General features: G+C 58.8%; 23 protein-coding genes and 1 pseudogene. 21 read left to right on the forward strand and 3 right to left on the reverse strand.

Annotated elements, in window-relative coordinates:
* Position 1 precedes the first annotated feature (1 nt).
* The 16 genes and pseudogenes from ACYZTM_RS21565 to recX all read left to right on the forward strand — a co-directional run bounded on the left by ACYZTM_RS21565 (position 2) and on the right by recX (position 12,159).
* Positions 2-1,051 carry a phage baseplate assembly protein gene (locus tag ACYZTM_RS21565; protein WP_461984549.1) on the forward strand — a complete coding sequence of 350 codons (1,050 nt, stop codon included), beginning with the start codon at positions 2-4 and terminating at the stop codon, positions 1,049-1,051.
* Positions 1,052-1,237: 186 nt separating this feature from the next.
* A complete protein-coding gene (locus ACYZTM_RS21570) occupies positions 1,238-1,747 on the forward strand; it encodes a phage baseplate assembly protein V (protein WP_461984551.1) in 510 nt (169 codons plus the stop codon).
* Positions 1,747-2,145: a phage GP46 family protein gene (locus ACYZTM_RS21575; RefSeq protein WP_123511975.1), complete on the forward strand. Its 399-nt coding sequence runs from the start codon at positions 1,747-1,749 to the stop codon at positions 2,143-2,145. Before ACYZTM_RS21570 ends, ACYZTM_RS21575 begins: the two co-directional genes overlap by 1 nt.
* Positions 2,135-3,178 carry a baseplate J/gp47 family protein gene (locus tag ACYZTM_RS21580; protein ID WP_461984553.1) on the forward strand — a complete coding sequence of 348 codons (1,044 nt, stop codon included), beginning with the start codon at positions 2,135-2,137 and terminating at the stop codon, positions 3,176-3,178. Before ACYZTM_RS21575 ends, ACYZTM_RS21580 begins: the two co-directional genes overlap by 11 nt.
* On the forward strand, positions 3,166-3,765 hold the full coding sequence (locus ACYZTM_RS21585; protein ID WP_461984555.1) for a YmfQ family protein: 600 nt from the start codon (positions 3,166-3,168) through the stop codon (positions 3,763-3,765). The genes ACYZTM_RS21580 and ACYZTM_RS21585 overlap by 13 nt, the downstream gene beginning before the upstream one ends.
* 11 nt (positions 3,766-3,776) lie before the next feature.
* Positions 3,777-4,939 (forward strand): annotated as a pseudogene (locus tag ACYZTM_RS21590) (phage tail protein).
* The gene (locus tag ACYZTM_RS21595) at positions 4,936-5,451 is read left to right on the forward strand and encodes a phage tail protein (protein WP_461984557.1); all 516 of its coding nucleotides are present in this window, start codon (positions 4,936-4,938) and stop codon (positions 5,449-5,451) included. Before ACYZTM_RS21590 ends, ACYZTM_RS21595 begins: the two are co-directional and overlap by 4 nt.
* A gap of 124 nt (positions 5,452-5,575) precedes the next feature.
* Positions 5,576-6,670 carry a phage tail protein gene (locus tag ACYZTM_RS21600; RefSeq protein ID WP_461984559.1) on the forward strand — a complete coding sequence of 365 codons (1,095 nt, stop codon included), beginning with the start codon at positions 5,576-5,578 and terminating at the stop codon, positions 6,668-6,670.
* Between the two features lie 7 nt (positions 6,671-6,677).
* On the forward strand, positions 6,678-7,238 hold the full coding sequence (locus ACYZTM_RS21605; RefSeq protein WP_461984561.1) for a tail fiber assembly protein: 561 nt from the start codon (positions 6,678-6,680) through the stop codon (positions 7,236-7,238).
* A 33-nt stretch (positions 7,239-7,271) separates the two neighbouring features.
* Complete coding sequence (locus ACYZTM_RS21610) at positions 7,272-8,483, forward strand: carbohydrate-binding protein CenC (protein WP_461984563.1); 1,212 nt, start codon at positions 7,272-7,274, stop codon at positions 8,481-8,483.
* 11 nt (positions 8,484-8,494) lie between these two features.
* Positions 8,495-8,899 carry a phage tail assembly chaperone gene (locus tag ACYZTM_RS21615; RefSeq protein ID WP_461984565.1) on the forward strand — a complete coding sequence of 135 codons (405 nt, stop codon included), beginning with the start codon at positions 8,495-8,497 and terminating at the stop codon, positions 8,897-8,899.
* A 3-nt stretch (positions 8,900-8,902) separates the two neighbouring features.
* The gene (locus ACYZTM_RS21620; protein ID WP_461984567.1) at positions 8,903-9,466 is read left to right on the forward strand and encodes a glycoside hydrolase family 19 protein; all 564 of its coding nucleotides are present in this window, start codon (positions 8,903-8,905) and stop codon (positions 9,464-9,466) included.
* On the forward strand, positions 9,448-9,966 hold the full coding sequence (locus ACYZTM_RS21625) for a lysis protein (protein ID WP_461984569.1): 519 nt from the start codon (positions 9,448-9,450) through the stop codon (positions 9,964-9,966). The genes ACYZTM_RS21620 and ACYZTM_RS21625 overlap by 19 nt, the downstream gene beginning before the upstream one ends.
* Before the next feature lie 80 nt (positions 9,967-10,046).
* Positions 10,047-10,547, forward strand: a complete 501-nt coding sequence (locus ACYZTM_RS21630; protein WP_131059201.1) for a CinA family protein — start codon at positions 10,047-10,049, stop codon at positions 10,545-10,547.
* Between the two features lie 83 nt (positions 10,548-10,630).
* Complete coding sequence (recA, locus tag ACYZTM_RS21635) at positions 10,631-11,683, forward strand: recombinase RecA (protein ID WP_131059202.1); 1,053 nt, start codon at positions 10,631-10,633, stop codon at positions 11,681-11,683.
* 8 nt (positions 11,684-11,691) lie between these two features.
* Positions 11,692-12,159 carry a recombination regulator RecX gene (recX, locus tag ACYZTM_RS21640; RefSeq protein WP_461984572.1) on the forward strand — a complete coding sequence of 156 codons (468 nt, stop codon included), beginning with the start codon at positions 11,692-11,694 and terminating at the stop codon, positions 12,157-12,159.
* A 55-nt stretch (positions 12,160-12,214) separates the two neighbouring features.
* Here recX and ACYZTM_RS21645 read toward each other — a convergent pair whose 3' ends face one another.
* Entirely contained in the window at positions 12,215-13,333 is a 1,119-nt protein-coding gene (locus tag ACYZTM_RS21645; protein WP_131059204.1) for an LOG family protein, read from the reverse strand.
* A gap of 478 nt (positions 13,334-13,811) precedes the next feature.
* On the opposite strand from ACYZTM_RS21645, the gene ACYZTM_RS21650 reads away from it, so the two are divergent.
* Positions 13,812-14,006: a hypothetical protein gene (locus tag ACYZTM_RS21650; protein ID WP_461984574.1), complete on the forward strand. Its 195-nt coding sequence runs from the start codon at positions 13,812-13,814 to the stop codon at positions 14,004-14,006.
* Here the strand turns inward: ACYZTM_RS21650 and ACYZTM_RS21655 are convergent, their stop codons facing one another.
* A complete protein-coding gene (locus tag ACYZTM_RS21655; RefSeq protein WP_131059206.1) occupies positions 14,007-14,432 on the reverse strand; it encodes a PA3611 family quorum-sensing-regulated virulence factor in 426 nt (141 codons plus the stop codon).
* Positions 14,433-14,621: 189 nt separating this feature from the next.
* Here ACYZTM_RS21655 and ACYZTM_RS21660 point away from each other — a divergent pair, with 189 nt between their 5' ends.
* The 3 genes from ACYZTM_RS21660 to ACYZTM_RS21670 all read left to right on the forward strand — a co-directional run bounded on the left by ACYZTM_RS21660 (position 14,622) and on the right by ACYZTM_RS21670 (position 16,678).
* Positions 14,622-15,380, forward strand: a complete 759-nt coding sequence (locus tag ACYZTM_RS21660; protein WP_131059207.1) for a tRNA-uridine aminocarboxypropyltransferase — start codon at positions 14,622-14,624, stop codon at positions 15,378-15,380.
* 209 nt (positions 15,381-15,589) lie between these two features.
* Complete coding sequence (gene erdR / locus ACYZTM_RS21665) at positions 15,590-16,240, forward strand: response regulator transcription factor ErdR (protein ID WP_461984577.1); 651 nt, start codon at positions 15,590-15,592, stop codon at positions 16,238-16,240.
* Positions 16,241-16,315: 75 nt separating this feature from the next.
* The gene (locus ACYZTM_RS21670) at positions 16,316-16,678 is read left to right on the forward strand and encodes a diacylglycerol kinase (protein WP_008010143.1); all 363 of its coding nucleotides are present in this window, start codon (positions 16,316-16,318) and stop codon (positions 16,676-16,678) included.
* Here the strand turns inward: ACYZTM_RS21670 and ACYZTM_RS21675 are convergent.
* Positions 16,675-17,601: a LysR family transcriptional regulator gene (locus ACYZTM_RS21675; protein ID WP_461957480.1), complete on the reverse strand. Its 927-nt coding sequence runs from the start codon at positions 17,599-17,601 to the stop codon at positions 16,675-16,677. The genes ACYZTM_RS21670 and ACYZTM_RS21675 overlap by 4 nt on opposite strands.
* A 122-nt stretch (positions 17,602-17,723) precedes the next feature.
* Between ACYZTM_RS21675 and fpr the strand changes: the two genes are divergently transcribed.
* On the forward strand, positions 17,724-18,503 hold the full coding sequence (fpr, locus tag ACYZTM_RS21680) for a ferredoxin-NADP reductase (protein ID WP_003443014.1): 780 nt from the start codon (positions 17,724-17,726) through the stop codon (positions 18,501-18,503).
* Positions 18,504-18,525 lie beyond the last annotated feature (22 nt).

Here is an 18,525-nt window from a genome sequence, read left to right on the forward strand (position 1 = left end):
CATGAGCGAGCTGGATAATCGCGTCACGCTGACCGTCGGGGGGATGGAATACGGTGGCTGGAAAAGCGTGGACATCAGTGCGGACCTGGAGCGTCAGTTCCGCACCTTCAAACTCAACATCACCTGGCAATGGCCGGGGCAGACCGTGGATCAGCGGATCAAGGCCGGAGACAGTTGCGAGGTGCGGATCGGCAAGGACCTGGTGCTCACCGGTTACGTGTTCAAGGCACCCATCAGCTATGACGGGCAGCAAATCAGCCTGAGCATCGAAGGCAGCTCGAACACCCGGGACCTGGTGGATTGCGCGGCAACTAACCGTCCGAACCAATGGCACGGCCAGTCCTTACTGAGCATCGTCGAAGCGTTGGCAATGAACTACAGCGTGTACGTGGTCAGCGAAATCCCCGAAACCTCCCGGCTCAGCAGTCACACCATTGTGCCGGGGGAAACGGTGTTTCAATCCATCGACCGCTTGCTGTCGCTATTCCGAGTGTTTTCCACTGATGATGCCCAGGGTCGGCTGGTGCTGGCCCGGCCAGGCAGCGGTGGACGGGCAAGCGATGTGCTGGAACTGGGCAAGAACATTCTCTCGGCCAGCGCGCCGATGGATTACAGCCAGGTGTTCTCCGAATATCGGGTGATCGGTCAGCAAAAAGGGACAGACACGAAGAGCGGGACGGCCGTCAGCGAAGTTGAAGCAGTCGCGGCTGACCTGAGCGTCAAGCGTCGGCGCACTACCGTGATCAACGAAGGCACACAGCTGACGTTCGAATTGGCGCAGCAGCGGGCCACCTGGGAAAGCACCACCCGTATGGGCAGGGCGCTGGCGACCATCTATCAGGTGCAGGGTTGGCGACAGTCCAACGGTGACTTGTGGCGTCACAACACCCTGGTGCGGGTCAAGGACCCGGTGCTCGGATTTGATGACGACATGCTGATCTCCAAAGTGACTTATTCACTGTCGGCACAAGGCTCGATCACCACCCTGCAAGTCGCCCCGCCGCACACCTTCGACGCCAATCCCGAGCCTCCCAAGAAAACTTCAGCCTGACGCTGAACCTGTGGGAGCGGGCTCTCCTGTGTGTGCGAATGCTATGAACGACGCAGGCCAATGTGGGAGCGAGCCTGCTCGCGAAGACGGCCTCACATTCACCGACGATATCGACTGGCAGGCTGCTTTCGCGAGCAGCCTCGCTCCCACATTGGTCTGCGTCGGTCCTGATTTAAAGGAAACCCAATGAGCCTACTGACACGCCTCCTGGCGCGCGGCACTGTCGTGCTCGCCAATTCGGCATCCAAGCTGCAATCTCTGCAAATGCGCCTCACCGCCGGCGAAGTGAACGATGACATGGAACACTTCGAACCCTACGGTTTCACCAGTAACCCACTGGCTGGCGCCGAGGGCATCGCCACGTTTCTGGGCGGTGATCGTTCCCACGCCATCGTCCTGGTGGTCGCCGACCGCCGCTATCGTCTCCAGTCCCTGGCCGCCGGCGAAGTGGCGATCTACACCGACGAAGGCGACAAGATCCACTTCAAGCGCGGGCGGATCATCGACATCCAGACCGCGACCCTGAACATCCGCGCCAGCACCGGCGTGAACATCGACACCCCGACCCTGACCCAGACCGGCAAGATCGTGTCCCAGGGCGACCAGGTCGCGGGCGGTATCAGCCAGATCAAACACGTGCACGTCGGCGTTCAGGCGGGCAACGGCCAGACCGGCGTGCCGGCGGGAGGTCAGTGATGTTTATCAGCCAGAACCTCCACGCCGCCCTGATCCGCTCGGTGCTGATCAGCCTGTTCACCTGGCGCCGCGCCGCCGATGACGATGCCCTCGATGATGAGGAACGCTTCGGCTGGTGGGGCGACACTTTTCCCACCGTTGCCGACGACCGTATCGGCTCGCGGCTGTGGCTGCTGCGCCGGGTCAAGCTGACCCGACAAACGCAGATGGACGCCGAGTTCTATGCCCGCGAAGCCTTGCAATGGCTGATCGACGACGGCCATTGCAGCGCCATCGACATCATCAGCGAACGCCTCGACGCCCAGCGCCTGAACCTGCGCACGGTCCTGACCCTGGCCGACGGCGAGCGCCTGGACATCAACCCTGATAACAGTTGGCAGGTGATCTATGCCGTTTGAAACCCCTTCGCTGCCGGTGCTGATCAAGCGCACCCAAAGTGACCTGGCCGGCGATTCGCTGCGCCAGTCCGATGCGCAAGTGCTGGCCCGTACCCTCGGTGGCGCCGCTTATGGCTTGTATGGCTACCTTAACTGGATCGCCGAGCAGATCCTCCCGGACAAGGCCGAGGAATCGACCCTGGAGCGGATTGCCGCCCTGCGTCTGAACCAGCCGCGCAAAGCCGCGCAAGCCGCTAGCGGCAACGTCAGCTTTACCGCCAGTGCCGGCGCCGTGCTGGACGTCGACACACTGCTGCAGTCGAGCGACGGCCGCACCTACAAAGTGACCGCTTCGCGCACCACCAGCAACGGGCTCAACACCACCATCATCGCCGCGCTCGACGCAGGCAGTCTGGGCAATGCTGATGCCGGCATGAGCCTGATCCCGGTGCAGCCGATCCTGGGGATTGTCGGTAACAGCTTCACGGTGCTGGCGCCGGGCCTGATCGGCGGTGTCGCCCGGGAAAGCCTGGAGTCCCTGCGCTCCCGGGTGATCAGTTCCTATCGGATCATCCCTCACGGCGGCTCGGCGCAAGATTATGAGACCTGGGCCCTGGAATGCCCCGGCGTGACCCGTGCCTGGTGCCGCAGCACCTACGCGAAGCTGGGCATCGTCAACCTGTACATCATGCGCGACGACGATCCGCAACCGGTGCCGAATGCCGCGCAACTGGCAGCCGTGCAGGCCTACATCGAACCTCTGCGACCGGTCACTGCCGAGTTGCACGTGCTGCCGCCTGTGCAAGTGCCGGTCACTTACATCATCAGCCTGACGCCGGACACTAGCGCTGTGCGTGCTTCCGTCGAAGCGCAGCTGCGTGACTTGCATAACCGCGAGGCCGGCCTTGGCGAGGCCTTGCTGATCAGTCACATCCGCGAAGCCATCAGCAGCGCCACCGGCGAAAACGACCACACGCTCATTTCGCCTACTACCGACATCATCGCAGACAGTAACCAGTTGCTGACCTTCGGGGTGTGCATATGGCAGGCATGAGAACCGCCGCGCAATACCATGCGCAATTGCGCAGCCTGCTGCCCACCGGCCCTGCCTGGGACCCCGAGCGGGTTCCGGAGCTGGAGACTGTGCTGGACGGCATCGCCCAGGAACTGGCCCGGCTCGACGCCCGCGCCGCCGATCTGCTCAACGAAATGGACCCGGCCGGCGTCAGTGAACTGGTGCCCGATTGGGAGCAGGTGATGAATCTGCCCGACCCGTGCCTGGGTGCCACGCCACTGTTCGATGATCGTCGTCTCACCGTGCGTCGTCGGTTGTTGGCAGTCGGCAGCCAGGCGGTCGGCTACTACCTTGAGATCGCCAAAAGCCAGGGCTACCCGAACGCCACCATCACCGAACTCGAAGCCCCACGCATGGGCCGATCGCGTTTCGGTGCTGCGCACTGGGGCACCTGGGAAGCGCAGTTCATGTGGACGCTGAACACCGGCGGCCGCTTGCTACTGGGCCGGCGTTTCGGCGCCAGTTACTGGGGCGAGCGCTTTGGCATGAATCCGGGCTCGGCCCTGGAATGCCTGATCCATCGCAGCGCACCGGCGCATACCAAGGTGCACATCAATTATGACTAGGGAGTAGTGAGATGGATTTTCCAACGAAAGTGCCCAGCGCCGGATTGGTGAATGGCAAGTTTGTCGATGAGAACCCGTTGACCGGGACGCCGGGGTCGTTGATTCCGGCAAGCTGGGGTAATGGGGTGACGCAGGAGATTGTGAATGTGATCAAGGCCGGGGACCTGACTCCGGACGAGACGAAATTCGATCAATTGCTGCAAGCCATCAAGAGCGTGTCGTCCAAGGGCTGGAACCTGGATTCGGCGTTGCCGATTGCATCGTTGCCGCCAGCCACGGTGGCGACTGCTGATGGGCGGTTGCCCGTGACACCGATGGCGGTGGCCACCAGCGGTGGAAAGGTGTCGATCCCTGCGGGAGTGTTTGTCAGCATCGGACAGGAAGTCGTGACCGGGCAGTTGGGGCGCCCTCGGACATTCACGACACAAGCCTGGAGTAGCGCGGATTTGTTACCAAGTTCGAGCTACTACCTGAGGGCTCAGGTGATTGGGGATCTGCTGACGTTTTACATGCAGCGCGGTATCCCGTACGACATCGTTCCGGAAGGTTTGAAAGGTACTTTGAACAATGCCGCCGGTGGTGGTTTCAATCCACACCGCTGGATATGTGCCTGGCGTGGGTGGTGACGGGCACACCGGGCTCTGTTCCAACGATACGCCAGATCTACAATCGCGCACGATTGACCTGGACGCAGACTGTGAACGGTACGGGCGTGGTTTATTTGCCCCTCGATCCTCATGCCCGGGCGGCACGTCTCGTTGCGGGTAACCCGACGCCTTCATCGACGGCAGTGACCTCATTGGCGTTTCCTCAGGCGGGGTGGCTAGGTGGTAACTACTGCTACTTGAACCCCGTGACCTCGACCAGTTCCAACAATCCCGGTGGCTGGACTAACCCCGCCAACCCATCAACGTGTGTGCTGTTTTCCAGCAATGTCTTGAATGATGTAACCGTCTCCACGTTGACTGCCAGTTTTGATCATTCGCAGTTGCGCTCTCTTTGGCAGTGCTATCAAGCGGAGCACACCTTTGGTGCCAACTCGTCCGAAAGCGATGAACTGCTGCTGAGTATGGGAATCAAGAGTCACCAAGCGCTGACGGATTATAGCGTCGGCATTGCCGTCAACTTTTCGGACGCAGTCAACGTCCACTTGTCGTGGGAGCTGATCCGATGAAAGTCATTCAGGAGCTTCATCAATTCGAAGATGAACTGCGGCCCGCCCAGCCTTCTGCAGCCCATGGCTGGGATGGAGAAAAGTGGGTTGTGGACGCGTCGATGGTTGCCATGCTGGAACAGCAGAAGTGCGCGGAGCTTTGCGCCAGGATTGATGCGGTCGCAGACAGCACACGTAAGACCATGGCCGGCGACCCGCTGCGAGCAATGGAATACACACAAGCCGCCGCTGACGCCCAAGCCTTCGTGGAAGAAGGGTATCCGAAAAAAGCGGTGCCGCTTTCGGTGTCCGCCTGGGTCGTCAAAGGTCGTACCGCCAGGCAGGCGGCAGATCAAATCATTGCCAAGGCAACTCAATTCAACGAGGGCCTGCTGACAGTTCGAACTCTTCGCTTGAAGGCAAAAGAACAAATCAAAATTCATATCGCCAAAGGTAAAACGGATCTCGCCAATCAAGTCAGTGATGACGCGATTGCCGCAATACGCAACGTGGCGAGCGACCTCGCAGGCTAGTTCATTTGAAATATTCGCTGTACCCAACGCCCACTCACCCGTGGGCGTTTTTTTATATTCAAACATGACCTGCGGTGCCGTTATGCCAATGGCAATGCAGGCGTTTATTACAGGGAGCAGAACGATGGATTATCCAAAAAGCATCCCCAGTATCGGACTGGTGAATGGTCGATTTGTCGACGAGAACCCGGTGGCCGGTACGCCTGGATCGTTGATTCCGGCGGTCTGGGGCAATTCGGTTACGCAAGAGATTCTGGGGGTTGTTGCTGGCGCGGGTATGGCGCCGTCAGAAGCGGACAACGGCCAGTTGCTCAAGGCCATCCAGTCGATCATCGGCGTGAGCAGCCCGATGCGTTCAGTGGTCACCCGGCTAGCCGCATCGAAGATGCTGGCGCCAGAAGAACTCGGTTTGGTGTTGATTGACGCCAGCCCCGGCGCAGCCACCATCACGCTTCCGCCGGCCAATGTGGCCATGGGTGTTCGCGACGTCATTGTTCGACGCGTGGACAACAGCGGCAACCGTCTGGTTATTCAGGCTGCCGGCACCGATCGAATCAGATTTCACACCCATCTCTCTGCGACCGGTTACACGTTCCTGGTGTTGATGGGCGGCGGCGACTGGTGGCAGCTGCGTAGCGATGGCGCTGGCAGTTGGTGGCCGGTGGGGCGGTTTGACAACACGCCGTTGGGCCGACCGTTTTTCGAGACGACCACGCTGCTCAGTCCCGGTGGCTATGGGGCGCTCAACGGTACGGTCATGAATCGTGCGCAATGGCCGTGGTTGTGGGATCACGCCCAGCAATCGGGAATGCTCGGCACCGAGGCCGCTCGAGTGGGCAACGAAGGCAAGTGGACGAGTGGCGATGGTGCGTTGACGTTCCGTGGTCCAGAAGGTCGAGGGGAGTTTCTAAGGGTTTTGGACGAAGGGCGTGGCGTAGATGTCGGGCGCGTAATGGGGGCCTTCCAGACCGGAACCGCGCATTCCTATGCCATGGGGGCGAATGGCGGTGGTGCGGTAGGGTCGCGATGGAGTGACAGCCTTGCCGCCATCGGTGCCGACACCCGTGAGGAACTTCAATACGTAGGTGCACTCTCCAATGGTGGCCCGATCTATCCAGCCGGAACCAGCTATCAGATGGACCCTGCGGGCACCTTGCTCCATGTCTTCAAATCCCGTCCACGCAATATCGCCTATCCCGGCCGCATCAAACTCATCTGAGGTGTCCATGTTTAATTATCTGATTGATAACTCGGGCGCCTTGTCCGGGCCTGTCGAGTTTTTTGTGACGCCGGGTATTGGCATTCAACTTCCCAGTAATGCCGTGGAGCTTTCATTTGAATTGCCTCCAGCGGAACAAGGCCGTACCTGGGCGCTGGTCAATAACGTTCCGCGCGAAGTGATTGACCGGCGTGGCGTGGTGTATCGCAAAGAGGGTGGAGCCCAGCAGATCTGGAATGAACTTGGGGAGTTGCCCGACACCTTTACCACTGCTCCCTGGCCAGGAGAGTTTTTCATCTGGCGTGATAACACCTGGGAATTGAACGAACAGGCGCGGTTGGCGGATCTCAGGAATCAGGTGCTGGCCAGACGCGACGCACTGCTTCGTGACGCGGTCTTGCGCATTGCCCCACTTCAATATGCCGAAGATATTGGCGATGCCTCTCATGATGAGCAACTGGCATTGATGGAGTGGAAGCTCTACAGCGTTGAATTGAATCGTCTTGAACAGCAAGCCAGCTTTGCGACAGAGATCGGCTGGCCTCAGGTTCCAGGTTCGAACCAGTGATTGTAAGTTTTCCCCATAACCAGAGTAGATAAGATGGACTATCCAAGAAGCGTAACCAGCGCGGGGCTGGTCAACGGTCAATTTGTAGATGAAAACCCGGTCGCCGGAACCCCTGGTTCCCTGATTCCTGCCACTTGGGGTAACGCCGTCACCAAGGAGATCGTCAACACCATCACTGCTGCCGGACTGATGCCTTCCGAAAATCAAACTGATCAATTGAGCCTGGCCATTAAGGAGTTGGCGAAGCTCGACCCGCAACAGAATTTTCCTGTGCAGGTGTATCGTAAAAACCTGCTGATTAACGGCAACTTCGATATCTGGCAACGCGGGACAGCCAACTTGGGACCTTACACGGGTGCCTATATCGCTGACCGTTTCCGTTGCGACTGGAACGGTAACGCCGGGGTGAATATTTCCAGGCAGAGTTTTGCACTGGGTCAGACCGAGGTGCCCAATGAACCCCGTTACTTTATGCGTTGGCAGCAAATCACCGCGGGAGTTGGCGCCAGCGTACATAAAATCTCCCAGGCGATCGAATCGGTCAGGACCTTGGCGGGAAAAACTGCGACGCTGACGTTCTGGGCCAAGGCCGACACGGCGCGTCAGATCAATGTGACGGTCGCACAGTATTTCGGTGCGGGCGGTAGCGTGGATACGGTGACGCCGGTGGGCAGCTTTCAACTCAAGACTTCGTGGTCCCGATACAGTGCAACGATTCAAGTACCGTCCTTGGCGGGTAAGACACCAGGAAGTAGTGGTAATGACTTTCTGCGGCTGTCCTTTGACCTGCCGTTGAATGTTTTGCAAGTCATAGACCTGGCGCAGATCCAGTTGGAAGAGGGGCGAGTGTCAACGCCGTTCGAGCTCCGTAGCCCTGGCGATGAGTTGATGATGTGCCAGCGCTATTACGAAAAAACCTACAGTCAGGATGTGCCGCCGGGCACCGTGACAGGTCCTTACGGTGCACTGATATCCACAGTGAAACAGGGGCAAACAGGGTTCGCCTCACAGCCCTTGGCTCAGTGGTCTTTCAAAGTTGAAAAGAGAGGTATTCCAAGTCTCAGTTTGTATACCTCCACGTCAAAGGGGATTGCTGGGCAATGGCGTTCGGGAAGTGACGATATCTCATCGGCTAATGCTCGGACGCTTGGGGTTTCGACTCGCGGCGTCTGGGTGGATAACTCCGATATCGGGTTGATCGCTCAGTCGTACTACATCCACGTCACCGCCGACGCCGAACTTTAAGGAGGTTTCTTATGAGCTATCAACTTACTCAAGATCCGGACACTGTCATCCGTCTGCCTGACGGGGCAACCGTTCCCCTTCATCACCGTTTCTGGGATGAATATCAGCAATGGTTGGCGAGCGGTGGCGTGCCGCTGCCTGCCATGCTGGAAGGTGCTTCAGAGGCGAAACCTGAACCAGCGACTGTTGCCAGAGCCTGGCGGGATCAAGAGTTGTCCGCCAGCCAATGGCTGGTCGACCGTGATCGCGATGAGCAAGCGGCGGGCACTCCGATGACCTTGAGCAGTGATCAATATCATGAACTGCTGGATTACCGGCAGGATCTGCGCGACTGGCCCTCGATGGCCAACTTTCCAAAAGACTTCAGTAAACCCCTGGTGCCTGTCTGGTTAAAAACAACGGCCAATGGAACATGACCCATGTCTCTCACTTCAGCGCAGTTACAACAAATTTTTCCCAACGCCCGCTCCCAAGCGGGCGTTTTCATTTCTGCCCTCAACAGCGCCATGATCCACCGCAGTATCAATACCTCGAAACGCATCACCGCGTTCCTCGCGCAAGTCGGTCATGAGTCCGGGCAGTTGCAGTACGTGCGGGAATTGGGCAACAACCAATACCTGAGCAAATACGACACCGGCACCCTGGCCTTGCGTTTGGGCAACACGCCGCAGGCCGACGGTGACGGCCAGCAATACCGCGGTCGAGGCCTGATCCAGATTACCGGGCACAACAACTATCTCCAGTGCAGCCTCGGCCTGTTTGGCGATGAACGTCTGCTGTCGCTGCCTGAACTGTTGGAACAGCCGCAATGGGCCGCCGAATCCGCCGCGTGGTTCTGGGAGCGGAACGGCCTTAACGAACTGGCCGATCGCGACCAGTTCAACAGCATTACCCGGCGGATCAACGGCGGTTTGAACGGACTTGAGGATCGTCTGCAACTCTGGGCGCGTGCGAGGGCGGTGCTATGCCAGCCTTTGGTCTGATTTCCTGGCGGGTGATGGGCATCGTTGTGTTGGCCGGCGGTTCGGCGGCGCTGGCCTGGCACGTTCAAGATTGGCGGTACGGCCGGCAACTGACGGAACAGGCCAGGCTGCACGCCGAGGCACTGAATCAGCTGACGCTGGCCGCCGCAACGCAGCAACAGGCCGAGCAGGACAAGCGTCTGGCGCTGGAGCGGCGTCTTTCGGCCAGCGAACACACCCATTACCGAGCGCTGAGCGATGCCCAACGTGATCAAGGTCGCTTGCGCGATCGTCTTGCCACTGCTGATCTGCGCCTGTCAGTTCTCCTCGATGCCGGCGACGCTGCCTCAGGCGATTCAGTGCCAGCCTCCGCCAGCTCCCGCAGCCTGGATAATGGCGCCCCGCGAGCCCGACTTGACCCGGCGCATGCTCAACGAATTATCGCCATCACCGACGCCGGCGATAGCGGACTGATTGCATTGCAGGCCTGTCAGGCCTACGTCAGAGCCGTCGCTCGCTAACATTTTGATCGATCCTGTGCCTTGCAAGCGCAATCTGCTCGTGTACGGTAGTGCTCATTCCGCTCGCTCAGGAGATGACCGTGAAAGAAATCACTCAACTGGCCGCTAACCTTGGCAGGCGCTTGCAGGTTCTGAATGCCCACGTCACCGCTGCCGAGTCCTGTACCGGCGGTGGAATCTCAGAAGCGATCACTCGCATCCCGGGGAGTTCGGCGTGGTTCGAGGCCGGTTATGTGACGTATTCCAACCGGCAGAAAACCGAGCAACTGAACGTTTCTCCCGAATTGTTCCCTGTGGTGGGCGCGGTCAGTCGTGAAGTGGTCGAGGCGATGGTCCGCGGCGCGCAGGAAAAAAGCCGGGCGTATTTTGCCGTGGCGGTCAGCGGCGTGGCCGGCCCGGATGGCGGCTCACCGAACAAACCGGTCGGCACGGTGTGGCTGGCGTGGGGCGTCGGTGAGCAGGTGTTCAGCGAGGTGCAGCACTTTACCGGTAACCGCGATGAGGTCCGCCGACAAACGGTTAAGGCCGCGCTAGAGGGGCTGCTGCGTCATGCCGCTGGAGAAATCTCAAATCAGGGGTAGGCGATCCTGAAACGCTGTGGAATAATACTGGCTACTTATACAGGTGTTGGCCGTCAGGCCTTATTGATTACGTGAGGACTTTAATGGACGACAACAAGAAGAAAGCCTTGGCTGCGGCCCTGGGTCAGATCGAACGTCAATTCGGCAAGGGTGCCGTAATGCGTATGGGCGATCAGGACCGTCAGGCGATCCCGGCTATCTCCACTGGCTCTCTGGGTCTGGACATCGCGCTCGGCATTGGCGGTCTGCCAAAAGGCCGTATCGTTGAAATCTACGGTCCTGAATCCTCCGGTAAAACCACGCTGACGCTGTCGGTGATCGCCCAGGCTCAAAAAGCCGGCGCGACCTGCGCATTCGTTGACGCCGAACACGCCCTCGACCCTGAATACGCTGGCAAACTGGGCGTCAACGTCGACGACCTGCTGGTTTCCCAGCCGGACACCGGCGAGCAAGCCCTGGAAATCACCGACATGCTGGTGCGTTCCAACGCGGTTGACGTGATCATCGTCGACTCCGTGGCTGCCCTGGTTCCGAAGGCTGAAATCGAAGGCGAGATGGGCGACATGCACGTGGGCCTGCAAGCCCGTCTGATGTCCCAGGCGCTGCGTAAAATCACCGGTAACATCAAGAACGCCAACTGCCTGGTGATCTTCATCAACCAGATCCGCATGAAAATCGGCGTGATGTTCGGCAGCCCGGAAACCACCACCGGTGGTAACGCGCTGAAGTTCTACGCTTCGGTTCGTCTGGACATCCGTCGTACTGGCGCGGTGAAAGAAGGTGATGAAGTCGTCGGTAGCGAAACCCGCGTCAAAGTCGTGAAGAACAAGGTGGCTTCGCCGTTCCGTCAGGCTGAGTTCCAGATTCTTTACGGCAAGGGCATCTACCTGAATGGCGAGATGATCGACCTGGGTGTTCTCCACGGTTTTGTTGAGAAGTCCGGCGCCTGGTATGCCTATGAAGGCACCAAGATCGGTCAGGGCAAGGCCAACTCGGCCAAGTTCCTGGCAGACAATCCGGAAATCGCCACCAAGCTCGAGAAGCAACTGCGTGACAAGTTGCTGACCCCTGCGCCGGACGTCAAAGCATCGCCAGTCAAAGAGACGGCTGCTGACCTGGCAGACGCTGATATCTGATTGATCCGATGACCGCCGTACTCGATACACTCGTCGCGGTGCGGCGAACCGCCATGGACCTGCTCGCACGACGCGAGCACGGTCGAGTCGAGCTGACGCGTAAACTGCGTCAGCGCGGCGCTCTTCCTGAAATGATTGACACAGCACTCGACCGGTTGACGGAAGAGGGTCTGCTGTCCGAACCCCGTTACCTCGAAAGCTTCGTTTCCTACCGTGCTCGTTCTGGCTACGGCCCTTTGCGTATTCGCGAGGAACTGAGCCAGCGCGGCCTGCAACGTAACGACATCGAACTCGCCTTGCGCGAGAGCGGTTTCAACTGGCAGGAGCAACTGGAAGAGACCTGGCGGCGCAAATTTGCCGGGCATCTGCCGATAGACGTCCGGGAACGCGCCAAGCAAGGGCGTTTCCTGAGTTATCGGGGATACTCCATGGAAATGATCGGCCGCTTGTTCAGCGGTCGGGGAATAGATGATTAATAAAAACGGCCCGCTATTTCGATAGCGGGCCGTTATTTTTTGCCTCGATTTTGTCTCATGTCACCTTGGACGGCTCTCGCGCACGCTGTTGCGCCTGGGGTTTGGAATGGGCCCAGTTTTCCGGCAGGTTGATGTAGTCCACCAGTTCCCGCAGGCGGCCATGGTCCCTGGCGTTGAAGTTGAAGGCCAGTCGCGCCAGATGACTGAACTGCGCTTCATCGTGCTCCTCGCCGTTATAGGCATGCTGATGAAAGTGATCGCTCAGGCACAGGTCGGCGAACGCTTCCTGCATGTCTTCGAGCGCCTGGTCGCTGAGCTTGTGATTCATGCGGATCACGAACTGATGCTTGAGCCAGCGACTGGAGTGGAAGTTGCCGTAGAACTGGTTGATCTGCTCCACCGCTTCTTCGGCGCTGTAGACCAGGCTCACCAGCTTCATGTCGGTTGGCAGGATGTAGCGATTTTCCTCCAGTTGATGGTGAATGAAGTCCAGCGCGCCTTGCCAGAACTTGCCACCCGGCGCATCCAGCAACACCACAGGCACCAATGGGCTTTTGCCGGTCTGAATCAACGTCAACACTTCGAGCGCTTCATCCAGGGTGCCGAAACCGCCTGGACACAAGACCAGCGCATCGGCTTCTTTGACGAAGAACAGCTTGCGGGTAAAGAAGAAGTGGAAGGGCAGCAGGTTTGAGGTGCCCTGGACGGTGGGGTTGGCATGCTGCTCGAAGGGCAGGGTGATATTGAACCCCAGACTGTGTTCCAGGCCGGCACCTTCATGGGCCGCCGCCATGATGCCGCCACCGGCACCGGTAATGACCATCAGGTCCGAGCGCGCCAGCGCGGCGCCGAGTTCCCGGGCCAGGCCATACAGCGGATGTTCGATTGGTGTTCGCGCCGAGCCGAAAACGGTGACCTTGCGTCGCCCTCGGAACTGCTCGAGTACGCGGAACGCATGCTCCAGTTCGCGCAGGGCTTGAAGGGTGATCTTGGCATTCCAGCGATTGTGATCTTCCTGGGCCATGCGCAACACGGTCAGGATCATGTCGCGGTAAATCGGGATGTTGGGGCTGTTGGGTGAAACCAGGTTGAGTTGCTCTTCGACCTTGCTGATGAGGTCGTGGCCGCTTTCTTCGAAATGACGGCTCAGGAGGTCATTCGGTTGGTAAGGCATTCAACTTCTCCTTCTGCACAGAACCCTTGGCACCGACAAAACAGTCGTCAGCGCCGCGACACCTCATGTGTCGCTGTCTGCCCAAGCCCATGCCTGGGCGCTCCACCCGACTCGGTTCGAGTCGTCCATACAGGCTCTGTTTTTTCCTTGGATGAAAGAAACGTTCGCACAACAAGACACGCGACGGGCAGCCCCTTTCCTGCCCTGAAAAAGTGATCGTGAACACTCTAAATCTAGACCCTTGCAAAGATTCTCGCTGACTTGATCATTGCGCCGAAAAGTCTTTCCTGGCAACCGCTTATTGACGATTTGCAAGGTGAATTCACCGTTCGTCAGAACGCAAGCCACGGGCTCAACGCTCTGATTTACTAAGTTACAGGCGTGACACGACAACTTTGCGTCAAAGGCAGGGCGCACGGTTCAAGCGGTTCAAGGATTTTTCGCCCAAACAGGGCGAGGTGCAGGGAGGCTGGAAACGATGGCCAGAGTCATTCTGGAAATCGATACGCATCTGTATCGATTACTGAAGTCATCCGCCGAGACTAATCATTTGAGTCTCGAAGAGGAGTGCTGCCGGCGACTGGAGGGCGGTGAGCGGCGTTCGCGTTATTTGCAGGCGTTGGTGGCAGAACTGCGCGCCGAGGATGAACAGCGGCGCGCCAATTCCCGATGATTACTTCTTCTTGGCCGGAGCCGCTTTCGGGCAATCCGATTCCTGATAGCTGGCGGAACCGACTGAGCGGTTGGTCTTCACCTCAGTGAAGTCGTAACGCATGACCGCGCCCTTGGCCATCAGTTTGCGGAACGATGGGTTGTTGCATACAGAGGCGCCCAGCTGGAAATACACGGCTTTGGGGTCGGCACGCATCTTGTTGGCGTGACTGCTTTGTACGCTCAGATGATTGATCAGCGTATTGCCTTCGGCGGTGTAGCCTTGATCAAGAATGTCTTCGTTGATCGCCCGTGGAGTGCCAACACTGCTTTGTGCGGCGACGTTTCGCAGTTCTCGGTTGAGATTCTGCTCACTCAAGGACGCAGCCTGAGCGCTGAAAGACGACGCCAGCAAAATGGCAGCGGTGGGAACGATAAGGCGCAGCATGAAACTCTCCTGGTTCAGTGACTGGTGGTTCGACCCGTCACATGACTGTGCGTTCAGTGGCGGCGAATTATAGGGGACGAGGCCTGGACGGTACAGGCTTGCGCCGGCTGCTCTGATAAACTGCCGCGTCTTTGTGCCCTGTCGAGTGTTTTTCGTGTCGATTTTCTTTCCCCTCTGGTGCTGCCTGCGATGAGTCCTGTAACCCCACCCTTTGCGGCAAACGCCGTCGCCCGCTTGCGCGACGAGCGAGAGGAGGAGGGCATCAAGCCGATTCAGGCCCGTGGCTGGAGGGCGCCGCGTTGCCGAGCCTGCCGCGTGATCGAGAGTCACTGCCTGTGCGCCTGGCGCCCGCAGGTCGAGGCCCGCTCCGGCGTGTGCCTGATCATGACCAACAAGGAAGTGTTCAAACCGAGCAACACCGGTTGGTTGATTGCTGATGTGGTGCGCGACAACCATGCCTTTATCTGGTCCCGCACGGAAACTGATCCGCAGCTGCTGGCGTTGCTGGCCGACCCGCAATGGCAACCGTATCTGGTCTTTCCGGGTGAATACGTCGAGCCTGAGCGAGTGACGAACACCGTCGAGGCCGATAGCACCAAGCGGCCATTGTTCATTCTGCTCGACGCGACCTGGACCGAAGCCCGGAAGATTTTCCGCAAGAGCCCGTATTTTGATCGGCTGCCGATCCTGAGCCTGTTGCCCGAAAAGCTGTCGCGCTACCGGTTGCGCAGGTCGACCCGCAGTGAGCATTTGTGCACTGCCGAAGTGGCGGCACTGTGTCTGGATCTTGCGGGCGATACCGAGGCGGCATCGGCGCTGGACGCTTATTTCGATGTGTTCAGCCAGCATTACCTGGACGCGAAACACCAGCTGGACATGAACGTTGCAACGCCAGCCCACACCGAGCTGATGCCTTTCGTGCAGAACACGGCTCCGGTCATCTGCTGATTGTCGCCCATACTGCAAAGAACTGTACCGGCCAGGCACCTTGACCACCCCGGTTTCGCTGGGCATGCTTGGCGCCGATTGGGGCGCGGCCAAAGTTTGATACGCCGTATTCTTTACGTGATAGCCACGTGATTGGCGTTGAACGTGCCCTGTTGGTGCAGCTCCGTGGCTGTGCCTTGAGTTGTTAGAAAAACAGGATCATTAGAAAAATGGCCACATACGAAATCCTGATTGCCGATGACCACCCTCTTTTTCGTAGCGCCCTGCATCAAGCGTTGACCCTCGGTCTGGGGCCGGGTGTCCGTCTGGTGGAAGTGGCAAGCATTGCCGAGCTGGAAACCCGACTGGACGAAAAGGCTGACTGGGATCTGGTGCTGCTGGACCTCAACATGCCGGGGGCCTACGGTTTTTCCGGGTTGGTGCTGCTCCGCGGTCAGTACCCGCAGATTCCCGTGGTGATGGTGTCGGCCCAGGAAGAAGCCTCGATCATGGTGAAGTCCCGTGAATTCGGCGCCAGTGGCTTCATTCCCAAGTCCAGTGACCTGAGCGTCATCCAGAAAGCCGTGCGTGCAGTGCTCGATGGCGATGTGTTCTGGCTGCCCCAGGCGTTCGAAGCCGTGAGCGTTTCCGCTGAAGCCAAGGCGGCCAGTGAAGGCCTTGCCAGCCTGACGCCTCAGCAGTTCCGGGTGCTGACAATGGTCTGTGAAGGACTGCTGAATAAGCAGATTGCTTACGAGTTGAGCGTTTCCGAAGCGACGATCAAGGCCCACGTCACAGCGATTTTCCGTAAGCTGAACGTGCGGACTCGCACCCAGGCTGCGTTGCTCCTGCAACAACTTGAGTCAATTTCGAGCCACTAAGAGTTGGCCTGTTCACGCTTTTTTGACTTTGGTTGATCTAGCTTTCCCACTCATCTTTGGTCAGTTGCCTACTCTATGTCTCCATTCAAAGGCCAAACCGGCCTCAAACGCATCCTCAACGCTTCCGGCTACTCGCTGGACGGCCTGCGCGCAGCCTTCACCGGCGAAGCGGCTTTTCGGCAACTGGTGTTGCTCAACGTCATCCTGATCCCGCTTTCGTTCTTTCTGAACGTCAGCCGTGTCGAGCAGGCGCTTCTGATCGCGGTCTGCCTGTTGGCATTGATCGTCGAGTTGTTGAATTCGGCAGTGGAAGCGGCCATCGACCGCATTTCCCTCGAATTGCACCCGCTGTCCAAGAACGCCAAGGACATGGGCAGCGCCGCTCAGTTCGTGGCGTTGAGTATGATCGCGCTGGTGTGGGCGGTGATTCTGCTTTAAGCGATGGTGGGCAGTACGATCTCGTCGCTGCGCTGAACCCCGGCGGTGAAAGCGCGGCACAGGTCGAGGAATTCGCGCATCGCCGACGTCTGATATTTCTGTTTGTGCCAGATGAAATAGAACTGCCGCGCCAGATCCAGATCCGGCGTCTCCACGGGCACAAGGCTGCCGCGGCGGAACGCATCGCGCAGCGCCAGGCGCGAAATGCAGCCAATCCCCAGGCCTGACTCCACCGCGCGCTTTATCGCTTCGGTGTGTTCCAGTTCCAGACGGATGTTCAGCGCGCTGCGATGGTGACGCATCGCCTGGTCAAAGGTCAGTCGCGTGCCAGAACCTTGTTCCCGCAAAATCCAGGCCTCGTGGGTCAGTTCTTCCATGGTCGCGCTGCCACGCTTGGCCAGTGGATGCTGCGGTGCGCAGAACACCACCAGCTCATCCTCGACCCAGCTCTGCACTTCGATGTCCGGATGGCTGCAGTCGCCTTCGATTAGACCCAGATCAATTTCATAGTGCGCGACTTGCTGCACGATGTTGGCAGTGTTCTGCACGTGCAGCTTCACCTGGCTTTCGGGATGGCGCTGCATGAAGCTGCCGATCAGTAAGGTGGCCAGGTAATTGCCGATGGTCAGGGTCGCGCCGACCGCCAGAGAGCCGAAACCGGACTTGCCGTTGAGCAAGTCTTCGATTTCCTTGGCCTGGTCGAGCAGGGCCACCGCTTGGGGCAATAACTGTTTGCCAAGGGCGTTGAGGCTCAGCCGTTTGCCGGCGCGGTCGAACAGCTGGCAGCTGGACTGGCGCTCTAGCTCGGTGATCGAGGTGCTCGCCGCCGATTGCGAGAGGTTGAGCGTCAGGGCAGCACGGGATACGCTTTCCTGCTGGGCGACGGCGACGAATACTTGAAGTTGACGGAGAGTGAATCGCATATCTATATAACCGATAACCCTTATCTTAATAATCCATTTAACAGATATTGTCGCTGCCATTAGAATGCGATGCAATTGCGCACATCAGTGGCGCAGGCAAAATCTCCAGGAGTCCCACGTACATGAGCAACATGAACCACGAGCGTGTCCTCAGTGTTCATCACTGGAACGACACTCTGTTCAGCTTCAAGTGCACCCGCGATCCGGGCCTGCGCTTCGAGAACGGTCAGTTCGTGATGATCGGCCTGCAACAGCCCAACGGCCGGCCGCTCATGCGCGCTTACTCGATTGCCAGCCCGAACTGGGAAGAGCATCTCGAGTTCTTCAGCATCAAGGTGCCTGATGGCCCGCTGACTTCCCAGCTGCAGCATCTGAAGGAAGGCGACGAGATCATCATCAGCAAAAAGCCTACCGGCACCCTGGTGCTGGATGACTTGAAGCCTGGCAAACATTTGTACCTGCTCAGCACCGGTACTGGTCTGGCGCCGTTCATGAGCGTCATCCAGGACCCGGAAACCTACGAGCGTTTCGAAAAAGTGATCCTGTGCCACGGCGTTCGTTACGTCAACGAAGTCGCTTACCGCGAGTTCATCACCGAGCACCTGCCGCAGAACGAGTTCTTCGGTGAGGCGCTGCGTGACAAGTTGATCTACTACCCGACCGTGACCCGCGAGCCGTTCGAGAACGAAGGTCGCCTGACCGACCTGATGCGCAGCGGCAAGCTGTTCAGCGACATCGGTCTGCCGCCGATCAACCCGCAGGATGACCGCGCCATGCTGTGCGGCAGCCCGAGCATGCTCGACGAGACCAGCGAAGTGTTGAACAGCTTCGGCCTGAAAGTTTCGCCGCGGATGCGCGAGCCGGGTGACTACCTGATCGAGCGTGCGTTCGTCGAGAAGTAAGAAGCCGCTGCACTGCTCTACC

It is taken from the genome of Pseudomonas sp. MDT2-39-1, from assembly GCF_054898085.1.

Excerpts from the sequence above, each read along its gene's own strand:
- ACYZTM_RS21565 (WP_461984549.1), top strand. The coding sequence starts at position 2 with ATGAGCGAGCTGGATAATCGCGTCACGCTGACCGTCGGGGGGATGGAA.
- ACYZTM_RS21570 (WP_461984551.1), top strand. The coding sequence starts at position 1,238 with ATGAGCCTACTGACACGCCTCCTGGCGCGCGGCACTGTCGTGCTCGCC.
- ACYZTM_RS21575 (WP_123511975.1), top strand. The coding sequence starts at position 1,747 with ATGTTTATCAGCCAGAACCTCCACGCCGCCCTGATCCGCTCGGTGCTG.
- ACYZTM_RS21580 (WP_461984553.1), top strand. The coding sequence starts at position 2,135 with ATGCCGTTTGAAACCCCTTCGCTGCCGGTGCTGATCAAGCGCACCCAA.
- ACYZTM_RS21585 (WP_461984555.1), top strand. The coding sequence starts at position 3,166 with ATGGCAGGCATGAGAACCGCCGCGCAATACCATGCGCAATTGCGCAGC.
- ACYZTM_RS21595 (WP_461984557.1), top strand. The coding sequence starts at position 4,936 with ATGAAAGTCATTCAGGAGCTTCATCAATTCGAAGATGAACTGCGGCCC.
- ACYZTM_RS21600 (WP_461984559.1), top strand. The coding sequence starts at position 5,576 with ATGGATTATCCAAAAAGCATCCCCAGTATCGGACTGGTGAATGGTCGA.
- ACYZTM_RS21605 (WP_461984561.1), top strand. The coding sequence starts at position 6,678 with ATGTTTAATTATCTGATTGATAACTCGGGCGCCTTGTCCGGGCCTGTC.
- ACYZTM_RS21610 (WP_461984563.1), top strand. The coding sequence starts at position 7,272 with ATGGACTATCCAAGAAGCGTAACCAGCGCGGGGCTGGTCAACGGTCAA.
- ACYZTM_RS21615 (WP_461984565.1), top strand. The coding sequence starts at position 8,495 with ATGAGCTATCAACTTACTCAAGATCCGGACACTGTCATCCGTCTGCCT.
- ACYZTM_RS21620 (WP_461984567.1), top strand. The coding sequence starts at position 8,903 with ATGTCTCTCACTTCAGCGCAGTTACAACAAATTTTTCCCAACGCCCGC.
- ACYZTM_RS21625 (WP_461984569.1), top strand. The coding sequence starts at position 9,448 with ATGCCAGCCTTTGGTCTGATTTCCTGGCGGGTGATGGGCATCGTTGTG.
- recA (WP_131059202.1), top strand. The coding sequence starts at position 10,631 with ATGGACGACAACAAGAAGAAAGCCTTGGCTGCGGCCCTGGGTCAGATC.
- recX (WP_461984572.1), top strand. The coding sequence starts at position 11,692 with ATGACCGCCGTACTCGATACACTCGTCGCGGTGCGGCGAACCGCCATG.
- ACYZTM_RS21645 (WP_131059204.1), bottom strand. The coding sequence starts at position 13,333 with ATGCCTTACCAACCGAATGACCTCCTGAGCCGTCATTTCGAAGAAAGC.
- ACYZTM_RS21650 (WP_461984574.1), top strand. The coding sequence starts at position 13,812 with ATGGCCAGAGTCATTCTGGAAATCGATACGCATCTGTATCGATTACTG.
- ACYZTM_RS21655 (WP_131059206.1), bottom strand. The coding sequence starts at position 14,432 with ATGCTGCGCCTTATCGTTCCCACCGCTGCCATTTTGCTGGCGTCGTCT.
- ACYZTM_RS21660 (WP_131059207.1), top strand. The coding sequence starts at position 14,622 with ATGAGTCCTGTAACCCCACCCTTTGCGGCAAACGCCGTCGCCCGCTTG.
- erdR (WP_461984577.1), top strand. The coding sequence starts at position 15,590 with ATGGCCACATACGAAATCCTGATTGCCGATGACCACCCTCTTTTTCGT.
- ACYZTM_RS21670 (WP_008010143.1), top strand. The coding sequence starts at position 16,316 with ATGTCTCCATTCAAAGGCCAAACCGGCCTCAAACGCATCCTCAACGCT.
- ACYZTM_RS21675 (WP_461957480.1), bottom strand. The coding sequence starts at position 17,601 with ATGCGATTCACTCTCCGTCAACTTCAAGTATTCGTCGCCGTCGCCCAG.
- fpr (WP_003443014.1), top strand. The coding sequence starts at position 17,724 with ATGAGCAACATGAACCACGAGCGTGTCCTCAGTGTTCATCACTGGAAC.